The 13,744-nt window shown below is 60.3% G+C and carries 11 protein-coding genes; 4 read left to right on the forward strand and 7 right to left on the reverse strand.

Translation table 11 applies throughout. The annotated features are described in order from the left end of the window. Positions 1–76: 76 nt before the first annotated feature. Genes EGT36_RS17465 through EGT36_RS17480 form a run of 4 tightly spaced genes read right to left on the reverse strand, consistent with a single transcriptional unit; the run spans position 77 to position 3,964 of the window. Positions 77–883 carry an ABC transporter ATP-binding protein gene (locus tag EGT36_RS17465; RefSeq protein ID WP_125270699.1) on the reverse strand — a complete coding sequence of 269 codons (807 nt, stop codon included), beginning with the start codon at positions 881–883 and terminating at the stop codon, positions 77–79. After that, complete coding sequence (locus EGT36_RS17470) at positions 880–1,914, reverse strand: FecCD family ABC transporter permease (RefSeq protein WP_125270700.1); 1,035 nt, start codon at positions 1,912–1,914, stop codon at positions 880–882. Before EGT36_RS17470 ends, EGT36_RS17465 begins: the two co-directional genes overlap by 4 nt. A gap of 2 nt (positions 1,915–1,916) precedes the next feature. Beyond that, positions 1,917–2,954 carry a FecCD family ABC transporter permease gene (locus tag EGT36_RS17475; RefSeq protein ID WP_438860900.1) on the reverse strand — a complete coding sequence of 346 codons (1,038 nt, stop codon included), beginning with the start codon at positions 2,952–2,954 and terminating at the stop codon, positions 1,917–1,919. Between the two features lie 2 nt (positions 2,955–2,956). Further along, positions 2,957–3,964, reverse strand: coding sequence for an iron-siderophore ABC transporter substrate-binding protein (locus EGT36_RS17480; protein WP_125270702.1), 1,008 nt, complete (start codon positions 3,962–3,964; stop codon positions 2,957–2,959). Between the two features lie 221 nt (positions 3,965–4,185). Between EGT36_RS17480 and EGT36_RS17485 the strand changes: the two genes are divergently transcribed. Next, positions 4,186–6,306 (forward strand): TonB-dependent siderophore receptor, encoded by a 2,121-nt coding sequence (locus tag EGT36_RS17485; protein WP_125270703.1) that lies wholly within the window; start codon positions 4,186–4,188, stop codon positions 6,304–6,306. Positions 6,307–6,437: 131 nt separating this feature from the next. Here the strand turns inward: EGT36_RS17485 and EGT36_RS17490 are convergent, their stop codons facing one another. Beyond that, positions 6,438–7,331 carry a helix-turn-helix domain-containing protein gene (locus EGT36_RS17490; protein ID WP_210211233.1) on the reverse strand — a complete coding sequence of 298 codons (894 nt, stop codon included), beginning with the start codon at positions 7,329–7,331 and terminating at the stop codon, positions 6,438–6,440. Between the two features lie 224 nt (positions 7,332–7,555). Between EGT36_RS17490 and EGT36_RS17495 the strand changes: the two genes are divergently transcribed. Beyond that, the gene (locus tag EGT36_RS17495; protein WP_004444725.1) at positions 7,556–7,732 is read left to right on the forward strand and encodes a hypothetical protein; all 177 of its coding nucleotides are present in this window, start codon (positions 7,556–7,558) and stop codon (positions 7,730–7,732) included. Positions 7,733–7,858: 126 nt separating this feature from the next. Here the strand turns inward: EGT36_RS17495 and katG are convergent, their stop codons facing one another. Next, positions 7,859–10,030: a catalase/peroxidase HPI gene (gene katG / locus EGT36_RS17500; protein ID WP_125270705.1), complete on the reverse strand. Its 2,172-nt coding sequence runs from the start codon at positions 10,028–10,030 to the stop codon at positions 7,859–7,861. A 205-nt stretch (positions 10,031–10,235) separates the two neighbouring features. On the opposite strand from katG, the gene EGT36_RS17505 reads away from it, so the two are divergent. After that, complete coding sequence (locus tag EGT36_RS17505; protein ID WP_125271406.1) at positions 10,236–11,156, forward strand: hydrogen peroxide-inducible genes activator; 921 nt, start codon at positions 10,236–10,238, stop codon at positions 11,154–11,156. Here the strand turns inward: EGT36_RS17505 and EGT36_RS17510 are convergent. Next, positions 11,129–12,001 (reverse strand): DUF535 family protein, encoded by an 873-nt coding sequence (locus tag EGT36_RS17510; protein WP_286084341.1) that lies wholly within the window; start codon positions 11,999–12,001, stop codon positions 11,129–11,131. The two genes, EGT36_RS17505 and EGT36_RS17510, sit on opposite strands and share 28 nt — an antisense overlap. A gap of 594 nt (positions 12,002–12,595) precedes the next feature. Here EGT36_RS17510 and EGT36_RS17515 point away from each other — a divergent pair. Then, entirely contained in the window at positions 12,596–13,744 is a 1,149-nt protein-coding gene (locus EGT36_RS17515; protein WP_125270707.1) for an efflux RND transporter periplasmic adaptor subunit, read from the forward strand.

Consider the following 13,744-nt stretch of genomic DNA (forward strand, 5'->3'; position numbering starts at 1 on the left):
GCCTGCCTCTTGATGTTCGTATCATAAATAGATACGCGCAGAAGTCAACGAAACCGTATCTCAAAGAGATACGTTATTATTTCCCCTGCACGGTCCGATGCCGCCCGATAGGCAGCATCATCGGCTTGCCCGACGTCGGGTCCGTGATGACACGGCTTTCAATACCAAAAACGTGGCGGACATTTTCTTCCGTCAACACGTCTTCCGGCGTGCCGAAGACATGCAGCTTTCCGTCGCTCATGGCGACGAGATGATCGGCATAACGGGCTGCGAGATTGAGATCGTGCAAGACCATGACGATGGTGGTCTCACGCGACTGGTTGAGGTCTGGGAGAAGGTCCAGCACCTCGACCTGATGGCTGATATCGAGGAAGGTGGTCGGCTCATCCAAGAGCAATATGTCGGTCTGCTGGGCAAGCGCCATGGCGATCCACACGCGTTGCCGCTGACCGCCCGATAATTCATCCACCGGCCGTTCGGCAAGCTCGACCGTGTCGGTGGCGACGAGTGCTGCGGCAACCGCTTCGTCATCCTCACGTGTCCAGCGTGCGAACAGGCCGTGATGCGGATGTCGTCCACGGCTGACGAGATCCGCAACCACGATACCTACAGGCGCTATCGGCGATTGCGGCAGGAGACCCATCCGCTGAGCCAGTTCCCGGGAAGGCAGACGATGGATCGACTTGCCGTCAAGCAGGACCTGACCGGCGCGCGGTGTGATGAGCCGCGACATGCTGCGTAGCAGAGTGGACTTGCCGCAGGCATTCGCGCCGACGATAACCGTGATCTTCCCGCGCGGGACGGTGAGGTTCAGCTCTTCTATGATGAGGCTGTCGCCATAGCCGGCCGAGAGGCCGCTTACGGAAAGAGAGTGGCCGGTCATAACGAGCCTCCGCTGCGGTTGACCCGCACGATCAGATAAATCAGATAGGGTGCACCGAGCGCACCGGTGACGACGCCGACCGGGTAACGGCCGGGCAGCAGGAACTGGCCGCAATAGTCACCCGCCAGCACCAGCGCCGCCCCGACCAGTGCGGCGGGAAGGAGCAGCGATCCATTGCTGCCAACGATACGCGCTGCAATTGGTCCGGACAGGAACGCAACGAAGGCGATCGGCCCCGAGACGGCCGTAGCAAAGGCGATCATACCAACGGCTGCGACGATGACGACGATGCGTGTTGCCCCGACCCGAACGCCGAGTGCCGCGGCGGCATCATCACCGAGCCTGAGCGTCTCGAGATCCCGTGCACGGCTGAGAAGCAGGCCGCCGAAGAAAACCAGCGCGATGGCAAGCGGCAGTGTCTGGGCAAGTTTGGCGCCATTGACACTGCCGGTCAGCCAGCGCATCGCCTCCTGCAGTGTCCAGGCCGGCGCGACGGAGAGAATATAAGCGATGATGCTTTCCAGCATGGCAGAAACACCGATGCCGACAAGGATCAGACGCGTTCCGGCCACGCCGTTGCGGAAGGAGAGGAGATAGACCAGTAGGGCGATGCCAAGGCCGGCGACGACGGCGACAACCGAAACCAGCGGTCCGTTCATCTGCAATACGACGATGGCAAAGACGGCGGCGGCGCTGGCGCCGGAGCTGATGCCGATAATGTCGGGGCTGGCGAGCGGGTTGCGTAGCATGATCTGAAAGGCGACGCCGCCAAGGCCGAAGCTCAGCCCCGCCAGCACCGACAGCAGCGCGCGTGGCAGGCGCAATTGTCCGACGGTGAAGCTGACGCCGGCGATGTCCTCGCCGAGCAGCACGCGGATCACCTGACCGGGCGGGGTGAATGATTGGCCGAGCGTCAGCGTGAGCGCAAAAGCCGCGACGAGAAGCGTCAGCAGGCAAAAGATGACGAGACGGCGCCGGCCCTGCCGACGATGGCGGTTGAAACCCAGCGTTTCGACGACTGAGGGAAACATGCTCACAGCTCACGCACCCTCTGCCGTCTGACGATCCAGATGAAAAAGGGCGCGCCGACCAGCGCCGTGACGATACCGACATCGAGTTCGGAGGGCCGCGCGACGATGCGGCCGACAATATCGGCGGCCAGCAGCAGGCAGGCGCCTCCAAGTGCAGAAAACGGAAGGAGCCAGCGATTGTCCACCCCGACCAGCGAGCGGCAGAGGTGAGGCACCACCAGACCGACAAAACCGATCGGGCCGCAAATGGCGGTGGCAGCGCCGCACAGAAGAATGGCGCCGAAGGATGCCATGGCTCTGGCGACGGCAACGTTTTCTCCAAGGCCGGCGGCCAGCTCGTCGCCAAGCGCCAGTGAATTCAACTTCCGCGCCGAAAGCAGGCTTATGACGAAACCGGCAGCCAGAAAGGGCAATACGGTCTCGATACGTTCGAAGGTCGCCCCGCCGACACCACCGATCTGCCAGGCGCGGACGCCGCCGGCGATATCGCTGCGCGGCAACACCACGGCGATGACGAGCGACGAGAAGGCGACGGAGGTGGCGGCACCCGCAAGTGCGAGTTTCAGCGGCGTGGCCCCGCCTCGCCCGAGCGAACCGACAACATAAACGAAGATCGCGGATGCCCCCGCCCCGGCAATTGCCGTGACGATGAAGGCCTGAGCCGAGGCGATGCCGAACCAGACGATGCCGATGACAACGGCAAGCGACGCCCCCATGTTCACGCCGAGAATACCGGGATCAGCAAGCGGATTGCGTGTGACCCCCTGCATGATCGCGCCGGCCAGCCCCAGCGCGGCACCCGCTATAAGCGCAAGCACGGTGCGCGGCAGGCGCACAGCAACCGCCGCTTCTGCAACCGTTTCGACACGGCCACTCACCCCACCAAGAATATCCGCAAATGAGACCTCACGCGTGCCGATGGCAACCGACAACGCACATAGCAGCCCGAGAAGCGCCAGCACCGCGCCAAGCCACGCCATCCGCACGCGGTTCGAGCGCCCGGCCAAAAGCACGGCAGCCGCTTTGCCGGATCCGGACATTGTCACTGTGATTTCCCGGACTTGCCCGCGGCCCTTGCCAGAAGATCGGCATAGTCCTTCAACACCCATGAAATCGACAGAGGCGTTGGATTAGAAGCCGTGCCGAGCGGATCGCGCCCCAGCATAACGACAGCATCGTTTGAGACGGCAGGCGTCCGGGCGAGAAGCGGATCAGCGCGCATGGCATTCAGCAGCGGCTCGCTACCATAGGTCACGATGATATCGACATCGTCGAAGGCATCGACGCGCTCGGCGCTGATACTGGCAGCGAATTGCCCAGGCCTCGTTGCCTCCGCGACGCTTTTGGGGGACGCAAGGCCAAGATCTTTGAAGAACTTCACTCTGGTATCATTGGCCGTATAGAAATTGACGACGCTGAGATTTGTGGCGTCGAGATGGGTGACAAACATGGCCGACTTGCCCTTCAGTTGCGGGTGGCCGGCAACGACCTCGGCTATTTCACCCTCGATGCGCCTGATGAGCGCCTCCCCTTCTGCGGCCATTCCAAGACCGGCGCTATTCAGCCGGATCATGTCGCGCCAGTCCGTCGCCCATGGCGAAACAGGATAAGCGACCACCGGCGCGATCTGGCTGAGCGTGTCGTAGTCGGACTGGCTAAGGCCGGAATAGGCCGCGAGGATGACATCCGGCTGCGTTGCCGCCACAGCCTCGAAATCGATGCCGTCACCCTCGTCGAACAGCACAGGCTTTGGCGCGTCGAGCTCAGATAGCCGCTTCGCCACCCAGGGCAGCAGCCCGTCACCGTCATCATCGCCGAAGTTGGCGGCGGCAAAGCCGACGGGCACGATGCCGAGCGCCAGCGGCACCTCATGGTTGGCCCAGGCGACGGTAGCGACCCGCTCGGGCTTCTTCGCAATCGTCGTCGTGCCGAACGCATGTTTGATGGTGACGGGATAGGGTGCCGTCTCCTCCGCCACAGCTGTATTCTGTGCGATCACGGACAGAAAAAACACGAAGACCGGTAGAAGACCACAAAACAGGCGGGGCATGAGCGAGGCTTTCAAAGTTCAAAAGTGGACTTGAATTCTCAGCTTCAATTGCCCCCGTCAAGTCCGGGGAGGAAATGCTGCCGCAACAGCGGTGAAATTTCCGGGGTTTTGTACAAAACCGAAAAAATTTACAATACCGGACAAACTTTCTCAAGTTATTGGGCGCATCGAGAGTGGTCCGTGAAAACGGCGATCGGGGCATTAATTTCTGGAACCTACCAATGAATATCGAAATCCAAGGCAGAAACCGCAAAACCGCGCGACGTCTCCACGGGAAAGCGGCCCTGCTGACCTGCACGGCGCTTGCCGCATCCATGCCCGGCCTTCTCGTGGCGCAGGAGGCTGCCAACACGGGCGGCAGCACGGTTCTGGAGACCATCACCATCGACAGCGGTGACAATGATCAGAAATCGATCGTCGCCACCCGCACGACGAGCGGCAGCAAGATGGCGACCGATATTCTCGACACACCTGCCTCTGTCTCTGTCATTACCGCCAAGGAAATGCAGCAGCGCGGCGTGCAGACGGTGGAAGAAGCACTGCAATATACCGCCGGCGTCACCACGGATTTTTACGGCTCCGACGACCGTTTCGACTATTTCAAGATTCGCGGTTTCGACGCTTACATGTACCGCGACGGCTTGACGCTCGGCCGCCCCTTCGGCGCGCTGCGCGAAGAAACCTATGCCTATGAGCGCGTCGAAGTCATAAAGGGCGGCAATTCTACCACCTTCGGCGTTTCGGACCCCGGCGGTTCGGTAAATTACTCCACAAAAGTGCCGAAACATGCGCGCTTCGGCGAAGCCTATGTGACCGGCGGTTCTTATGGCCGCGCCGAGACCGGCTTCGATTTCGGCGACAACATCACCGGGGACGACACTCTGTCCTATCGTCTGACCGGCAAGCTTCGCAACGCCGATGCGGAATATGACTATTCCCGCGACGACGAGAAATTCTTCATGGGCGGTCTTACCTGGCGTCCGACCGACGCCACCAGCCTGACTGTCGTTTACGACCACCTTAACAAGGATGGCGTTCCCGGTGGCGGCGGCCATCCCGTCGGCTCGCATTTCGACCGGAGCCGCTTCTTCGGAGAACCCGACTACAACTATCGCGGCACGAACCGCAACTCGCTGAGCGTGATGTTCGATCACGATTTCGGATCCGGCCTGACGCTGAGTTCCAACGCCCGCTACAGCAAGGCGAATACGGACTTCGGTTATGCCTATATATCGTCGACGCCGACCAACGGTTCGACCATCGCCAATCGTTCCTATTTCGGCAACGACACCGAGACCGAAAACTTCCTGATCGACACGCGCCTGCAATATGACACGCGGTTCGACAACGTAGAAAGCCGCAGCCTGGTCGGTGTTTTCTATAATGACTACACCTCCGGCAGCAAAAGCTACTTTGGCGCTGCACCGAGCATCGACTGGATGAACCCGATCTATACCGGCGCGCCCTCTTCCGTGCCGCTCTATGCGGACTCCCTGACGGACCAGAAGACAAGAGCGCTCTATCTGCAGCAGGACCTGACCTTCTTCGACAGGCTCACCATCAGCGCCGGCCTTAGAAACGACTGGATCGACACCGACCAGACAAACCGGCTGAACCGCACGACGGCGAGCGGCGACATCAGCGAACTCACGAAGCGCATTGGTGTGTCCTACAAGATAACCAACGAGATCGCGCCCTATATCAGCTATGCTGAATCGGTAGTGCCCGCGTCCGGTCTCACCGTCGAGCCGGAGCGCGGCGAACAGATCGAACTCGGCGTGAAGTACCGGCCGGACGCTTTCCCGGCTCTCTTCACTGCCTCGATCTACGATCTGAAAAAGAACAACATCACCGTCACAAGCCCGATCACCAGCCTGCCCACAACGATCGGCGAGGTGCGTGTGCGTGGTCTTGACCTCGAGGCCAAGGCTGAGGTCACAGACAGTCTCAGCCTGACGGCAGCCTATTCCTATCTCGATGCGGAAATCGCCGAAAACGGCACTGGCGGCAATGTCGGCAACAGGCCGCAGTTTGTGCCCGAACATCAGGCCTCACTATGGGTCAACTATACGCTTGCGGGCAACGACCATTTCGGTGACATGACGTTCGGTCTCGGCGGCCGCTATACCGGCGCCTATTACTTCGACAATGCCAACAAGGTCGAAACCGGAAGCAGTGTGACCGTGGATGCGGCATTCAGCTACAAGATCCAGGAAACCGCCTCGCTGGATGTCAATGTCTCCAACCTTTTCAACGAAAAACACGTTTCTTATGGCGGGTTTGGAGCAGACTTCTACAATCCGGGCAGGGCGTTTTCGGTTACCCTGCGCAAGACATGGTGATGTAAGATATCCACCATATTTCAATATATTGTGGATATTTCCTGATGCACGATGTCATGCTCTGGCTTGCCGAGATTCAAACAGGCGGTCGCCCACCACGGCCTACGCATCAGGACGCAAATCCCGCCTTTTCAAAGCAGCCTGTGCAGACGTCGCCAGGCAGCAGGCGTGTTACCCACGGACTGACGGAACGCCTTGGTGAGATGAGCCTGATCGGAAAAACCGAGCTGGGCAGCAACATCGGCCACCGTCAGATCGCCTTCCAGCAGAAGTTTCTGTGCGGCATCGATACGCCGCTCAAGTTGCCATTGCAGAGGTGTTTTGCCGGTTGTCTGGCGAAACACCGTGGCGAACCAGCTTTCCGATAGCCCGACAATATCGGCCATCTCGGCGACCGTCATGCGGTCATCACCGCGCTTTTCCACGCGGGCGAGTAACCGGTTCATCTGCGCCTGCGTCAGCCTGCCATTGGCCTGCTCGGGCGTTGGTCCGGGAATATCCAGCAAGCCGGCAACAATACTGCCGACGAGGCTTTCGGCATAAAGCGAATGTTTCTGCGGCTCGGCCAGTTCATCCACCAGCAGGCCCGCCAGGGTTTCCACCCCGCCGATATCCTGTATCTCGACCGGACGGCGTAACGCGGTCATGGCCGCCGAACCGCCGACTGCCGGGGACAGGAAGCGGAGAAGGCGGTCCTTGTGGATATGCAGGTTGAGATGGGAAAAACGATGCGTGGCGCTGCTGCCCGTCCACATGGGCACGCCTGCCGGCACGTAAACCGCCCGCGTCATCGGCCGCGAATGCTGCGAAAGCTCGCCGTCGCGATTTGATATGCGGATCCGCGACGAGACGTCGTTGAAGAAAATCATGATGCGTGGATCGGCGGCGAGATAATACCCCTTCGCCCCCACTTGGCTCTCCGCCTCCCAGAAAGCGCTGACCAGCCCGTCGAACTGGCGCCACTTGACCGGCGCGGTGACGCTGATCCCTTCCGTGTACCAGGTCATGGAATGCCAGAAACCCAATGCAGTTACCGTCCGGTTGTCGAGCCGAGGCCGAGGCGTGGAAATAAACGTGGCACAGTGCAATCGTGGCGATCACCCAGCACGCCGCCATAACATGACTTATCTATTCATGTTAATAGCAAAGATCATTATGAATAGAAACATTCTCCCCCGCGAAAAGGCTGGAACCTCTGCCCGGGACGACCGTTGAATTCCTGACAGGAACCAAACGAGGGAGATTATTCATGGACCGCAACAAGGAACCCGGCGACTTCGCAGAGAAGAAGCGCGAGGAACAGGGCCGCGGCGTCATCGTCGCCGGACCGGATGCCCACGAGAATGAAAAGAGCGGTAGAACCCCGTCGCAAGGGGCGGAGAAATCATCCCCGGAGCGTCCGGTACCGTCTTCCGACCGTCGGTGAGCCGCCGCCGCGTCCAGCACATTTGCGCAACGCGTGTGAGAGCGCCAAGCCGATCTACGAGAAGCCGAAAACAAAAGCGCCTCCCCGATCTCTCAGGGAGGCGCTTTTTAATGGCAAACAGGCTCGTTACAGAAGATCGAAACGGTCGGCGTTCATCACCTTCGTCCAGGCGGCGATGAAGTCGCGGACGAATTTTTCCCTGTTGTCGTCCTGTGCGTAGACTTCCGCATAGGCACGCAGGATCGAGTTCGAGCCGATCACGAGATCGACACGAGTGGCGGTATATCGTGCCACGCCAGTCCTGCGATCACGAATCTCATAGAGATTGTTGCCGGTCGGGACCCAGGAATAGGCCATATCCGTCAGCGTCGTGAAGAAGTCGGTCGTCAGGGCGCCGGGCTTGTCAGTGAACACGCCATGTGTCGCACCGCCGTAATTGGCGCCAATGACGCGCAGACCGCCGATAAGTACTGTCAGTTCCGGCGCAGTCAGGCCGAGAAGCTGGGCGCGGTCCAGCAGCAGTTCTTCGGGGCTGACAACATAGTCCTTCTTGATCCAGTTGCGGAAACCATCCGCCAGCGGCTCGAGCGGAGCGAAGCTGTCGGCATCCGTCTGCTCGGCGGAAGCGTCGCCGCGGCCCGGTGCAAACGGCACGGCGATATCGAAGCCGGCCGCTTTCGCGGCCTGTTCCACGCCGTAATTGCCGGCCAGAACGATGACATCCGCGATGCTCGCACCGGTTTCACGGGCAATCGGCTCGAGAACCGAAAGCACATGGGAAAGACGGGCGGGCTCGTTGCCTTCCCAGTCCTTCTGCGGAGCAAGGCGGATACGTGCGCCATTGGCGCCGCCGCGCTTGTCCGAACCGCGGAAGGTGCGGGCGCTGTCCCAGGCGGTGGCAACCAGATCTGCGACCGGAAGGCCCGAAGCGGCGATCTTGGCCTGTACGGCAGCCACATTGTAGCTCGTCGAGCCTTCAGGCACCGGGTCCTGCCAGATCAGGTCTTCTGCGGGAACATCCGGTCCGAAATAACGGGATTTCGGCCCCATGTCACGGTGCGTCAGCTTGAACCAGGCGCGGGCGAAGACTTCGGAGAAATGATCCTGATCATCCTTGAACTTCAGCGAAATCTCACGGTAGATCGGATCGACCTTCAGTGCCATGTCCGCATCGGTCATCATCGGGATGGTGCGGATCGAGGCATCCTCGACGTCAACAGGCTTGTCTTCTTCGGCGATGGTGATCGGCGCCCATTGCGATGCACCGGCGGGGCTGTGCGTCAACGTCCACTCATGCTTGAACAGCATGTCGAAGAAGCCGTTGTCCCACTTGGTCGGATGGCTCGTCCACGCGCCTTCGATACCCGAGACGACGGTATCACGACCGATGCCGCGGCCCTTGGTGTTGATCCAGCCAAGGCCCTGATATTCCGGGCCTGCGGCTTCCGGATCGGGGCTGAGATTGGCCGCGCTGCCATTGCCGTGCGACTTGCCGATCGTGTGGCCGCCGGCGGTGAGCGCCACGGTTTCCTCGTCGTTCATGCCCATGCGCGCGAAGGTCTCGCGCATCTGCGCCGCCGTCGCCAGCGGATCGGATTTGCCGTTCACGCCTTCCGGATTGACGTAAATGAGACCCATCTGCACGGCGGCAAGCGGGTTTTCCAGCGTTTCCGGCTTCGTCACGTCGCCGTAACGACCGTCGCTCGGCGCCAGCCATTCCTTTTCATCACCCCAATAGGTGTCCTTTTCCGGAGCCCATATGTCTTCACGGCCGAAAGCGAAGCCGAAGGTCTTCAGGCCCGCAACGTCGTAGGCAATGGTGCCGGCGAGCGCGATCAGGTCTGCCCAGGAAATCTTGTTGCCGTATTTCTTCTTGATTGGCCACAGCAGGCGGCGACCCTTGTCGGTGTTGACGTTGTCAGGCCAGGAGTTCAGCGGTGCAAAACGCTGGTTGCCGGTGTTGGCGCCGCCGCGGCCGTCCGTTACGCGATAAGAGCCGGCGGCATGCCAGGTGACACGGGCCATCATACCCACATAGCTGCCCCAGTCGGCCGGCCACCAGTCCTGGCTATCGGTCATCAGGGCCCGAAGATCGGCCTTGAGGGCCTCGACATCAAGCGTCTTCAGCGCTTCGCGATAGTTGAAGGAGGTGCCAAGCGGATTGGTCTTGGTGTCGTGCTGATGAAGAATATCGAGGTTCAGCGCGTTCGGCCACCAGTCGGTCACCGATTTGCCGGAAGCCGTATTGCCTCCGTGCATGACGGGACATTTGCCAGCCGGTTTTGAAGTTGCGTCCATTTCGCCCTCCGATGGGTTTAGCAATTAAACAAAATAAGTTCGACACGGGCAGCGGTATGAATCAGCGTTCGCAACGGGTTACTGCCAACCGCAACGACACTGACGGCCTTTCACAGCTACAGCCTCTTTCTGTCATGATGATGACTAACAGGCGGGTTCCATAATTTCCAATTGTATATTCTAAATGCTGCGATATGCTGAGCTTATGATTGCGCTCTCCATGAAACATCTCCGCTATTTTGACGCTCTGGCGAAGATTGGCCATTTCGGGCGTGCTGCCGAGGCCTGCGCCATTTCGCAGCCCGCCCTTTCGCTTCAGATCCGTGAACTGGAAGAACTGATCGGTGCGCCGCTGGTCGAAAGAGGCAGCCGGCAGATCAGGTTGACCACTCTTGGCGAGGAGTTTGCCGAGCGCACCCGCGCGATCCTTCAATCGGTCGATGAGCTGCAGGATCTGGCGCGGGCTCGGCACGGCCCGCTCAGCGGCCGCCTGCGCATCGGCGTCATTCCGACCGTCGCTCCCTATCTTCTGCCACAGGTCATCAAGACGCTTACGAGACATTACCCCGGGCTGGAAGCACGTCCGCGAGAGGCGGTGACGCAAAAACTGATCGAGGACCTTCTGGAGGCCCGGCTGGACATGGCCATCGTCGCCCTCCCCGTCTCGGAACCGTCGCTGGAGGAAATCCCGCTGTTTTCCGAGGAATTCATCCTGGTGCGGCCGATGGAGGATGCGGGCATGCCGGTGCCGAGCGCCGACAAGCTCGGCGAAATGCGCCTGCTGCTTCTGGAGGAAGGCCACTGTTTCCGCAATCAGGCGCTATCCTTCTGCAGCACCACGAATGCGCCACCCCGCGTGCTGATGGAGGGGAGTTCACTATCCACTCTGGTGCAAATGGTCGGCGCCGGCATCGGCGTCACACTCATTCCACAGATGGCCGTCGACATGGAGACCCGGCAGTCCACGGTCTCGGTCTTCCGTCTGGCGGAACCGCGACCGTCCCGCACCATCGGTATTGTGTGGCGGAAGAGTAACCCGCTTTCGGCGCGGTTCGCTCATATCTCGGAGATCATCCGAGACTGTGGCCTGCAAAAAATTCAGGGCGGTAACGTTTCCACCAGATAGAGGTCAGGCGCACAGGGTGCGCAAAGTCGGGCCGAAGCCTCGAAAAAAGCCTTTTTGATGCGGCTGCGCTTGTCACTGCCATCCATTGTGGAAATGGGCACTTCGAACCCGAATATGCTCTCCGGCATTGCAAGCCGCTCGTTCCAGAAAGCGTCAATGTCCGAAAGCAGCATCTTCTGGCGCCGTCTTCGCCGATGGTTTATCGGATGCCGGGCCTGCGAGATCGCAAAGAAGCTATAAGCACCCTTTCCCAGATAGGCCTGCATAACCATCAACACCGCCTCTTTGGGGCGCAGACCACAAAGATCACGCGTTACAGCCACCATTTCCTGCTTCGCCGCGTGCGGCCCCTGCATTCCGCCGACCACGATCGTCCTGACATCGCCCCTGTTTACGAACATGAACTTGGCTGTCCAAACTGTCGCCTCATCCCGGCATCGGATCAACCGGATGGCAAACGCGCCCTCGTGCCGGCCGCCAAAGCGGTCCGCAAGCGCCAGGATACACCGGTAATCGTCGGAACGGCCGGAAATCACTGACATCTGGACGGCCTCCCCAGCCCAGATCGCTGCCATCACACCGCGCGAAAGGCACTCCCTGGCGAGGTGAAAATTCGTGGTCAGAAGTGCGAGACGTTTCTGGGAGCCCAGATTGGCGATAAGGAATTTCGAGAAAGGTTTTTGCAGCAGATCGTCGTGCGGAAGCGCTAATTGCTCCATTGCCGAAAACCGCATGAGAAAACGCCACCATCGCAGCGTCACGATGGGATTGCCCGCAAAACGCATCCATAAAAGAAAACCGCGCTTCCAGTGTGCCCGCCGGGTGAACCGCGCGAGCCTTGTCATAAGCGGCAAAAAAGACACTCCCGCCCTCTCAGCGGCTGGGAGACCTTCCGGGTAAGCCGGCAGCGGATCAAGCGCACCAGGGTCATGAGCACGCCGGAGGGCAGACGTTTCAGCGCGCCACATTTTGACACCTGCAGAGAGAATGAGAGCAAAGGGAAAAGAGGGAGAAGGACATCTCGATAATAGCAATCACCTGCGAATTCGGATTTTGCCGCGCCAATCCAATTAGGCCCGTCAAGCTGACATGACTGTGAATCCAAACGGGCGGCGCGTGATGAAAACGAAGACTTTCCAGACGGGGAGTTTTCACGTGGCGGCACGGCACCGGCGTCCTCCAGAAGGGACCCACTGCGCCATCCCGGCCCATAGCGCCTTTGCCATCAGTCACGATCCGTCTCCACACCACAAACCAACTCAGTTCGGTCAGTCTGAAGGGCGTTCTGCACCGGTAACGTTACGTCAACATTATGCCGCCGGGCATTCAGGCCGGGTAATGCTGCTGCAATTATGAATGCCTATCCCTTGGCCATCGGCCCGAGCGCAGGCGGCGTGACCCGACGGTTACGGGTCGGTTTTATCTGGAGAAACAATGTTATGTGGATGAAGAGAACGATAAAGGCGGGGGGCGCGCTTGCTGGCTGCGTTCTCGTCGTCACCGCTCCCGGTCCGGTACGCGGAAGCGCGGATGCGAATGAGCGCGTCAAGGGTGTCGTGGCGGCGGCTACCATGAGCCCTGCCGGCATTCCTTTCGAACTCACAGAGCAGGAAACGGCAAAGATCGGTACAAGCTCCATGGCGGAGCGCCTCAGCATCAGCGGCGAGCTTCAGCCAATCAGCCGCGTTGTGATCCGCGCCCGCGAAGCCGGAAAGATACTTGAGATGACGGTCCGGGAGGGGCAGCCGGTCAAGGCGGGCGACCTGCTTGCGCGTTTTGAAACCGACGAGTTGCAATCAACGCTGCTGCTCCGGCAAAGCGACCGGAATGCGGCCGAGGCTGAGCTGACACTGGCGATGCAGGCGCTGGCGAGAACCGAACAGCTGGCTGCAAAAAACATTGCCTCGGCAGAGCAGCTCGACAAGGCGAAAAGCGATGTCGTGGTGAAGACGGCAAGGGTTCAGAGCCTGTCGGCACAGGTGGATATTGCCCGTCTCGCCCTCCGCAACGCCGAAATCCGTGCACCATTTGACGGTACCGTTACCAGACGTGTGGCAGAGACGGGGTCGCGGATCAGCGCCGATGGCGAACTTCTGACGCTGGTGGACAGCAGCGTGATGGAAGCAAAAGTCCTCGTAGCCACCCGCGATGTTCCCCGCATCGCACTCGGCCAGATGGCCGACCTGGAGATCGACGGGCTAAGTGGGGACGTCGTCAGGAGCACCGTCGACCGCATCAATCCTCTTGCCGAAGAGGGGACGCGTTTCGTCGCGGTCTATCTGCGGCTTGCCAACCGTGACGGCAGGTTATGGGGCGGAATGTTCGCAAGCGGATCGATCCTTCTGCGGGAAAAAAACGACGCGCTGGTAGTTCCCGCCATCGCGCTTCGCAAGGATGAGACGGGCTATCATGTCCTCAAGGTGCTGAACGGCCATCTCCGCCGCCAGGCCGTTGCGCTTGGAGCGCGCTGGAACGGTGGAAGCTCCGTCGAGATCGCCGCCGGCCTGAACGGAGGCGAGACGATCCTCACCGCGCCGTTGCCGGAGTTACAGCCTGATATGGCGGTGACGATAGACAGGGCGGGCTGA

Origin of the sequence: Agrobacterium sp. FDAARGOS_525 (genome assembly GCF_003938925.1) — a bacterium.
Lineage (GTDB): Bacteria > Pseudomonadota > Alphaproteobacteria > Rhizobiales > Rhizobiaceae > Agrobacterium > Agrobacterium pusense.

Bases quoted from the DNA above. Each gene is read 5' to 3' on its own strand.
- EGT36_RS17495 (WP_004444725.1), top strand. From the start codon at position 7,556: ATGGACCGCAACAAGGAACCCGGCGACTTCGCAGAGAAGAAGCGCGAG.
- EGT36_RS17515 (WP_125270707.1), top strand. From the start codon at position 12,596: ATGTGGATGAAGAGAACGATAAAGGCGGGGGGCGCGCTTGCTGGCTGC.
- EGT36_RS17485 (WP_125270703.1), top strand. From the start codon at position 4,186: ATGAATATCGAAATCCAAGGCAGAAACCGCAAAACCGCGCGACGTCTC.
- EGT36_RS17470 (WP_125270700.1), bottom strand. From the start codon at position 1,914: ATGTTTCCCTCAGTCGTCGAAACGCTGGGTTTCAACCGCCATCGTCGG.
- EGT36_RS17480 (WP_125270702.1), bottom strand. From the start codon at position 3,964: ATGCCCCGCCTGTTTTGTGGTCTTCTACCGGTCTTCGTGTTTTTTCTG.
- katG (WP_125270705.1), bottom strand. From the start codon at position 10,030: ATGGACGCAACTTCAAAACCGGCTGGCAAATGTCCCGTCATGCACGGA.
- EGT36_RS17465 (WP_125270699.1), bottom strand. From the start codon at position 883: ATGACCGGCCACTCTCTTTCCGTAAGCGGCCTCTCGGCCGGCTATGGC.
- EGT36_RS17510 (WP_286084341.1), bottom strand. From the start codon at position 12,001: ATGACAAGGCTCGCGCGGTTCACCCGGCGGGCACACTGGAAGCGCGGT.
- EGT36_RS17475 (WP_438860900.1), bottom strand. From the start codon at position 2,954: ATGTCCGGATCCGGCAAAGCGGCTGCCGTGCTTTTGGCCGGGCGCTCG.
- EGT36_RS17505 (WP_125271406.1), top strand. From the start codon at position 10,236: ATGATTGCGCTCTCCATGAAACATCTCCGCTATTTTGACGCTCTGGCG.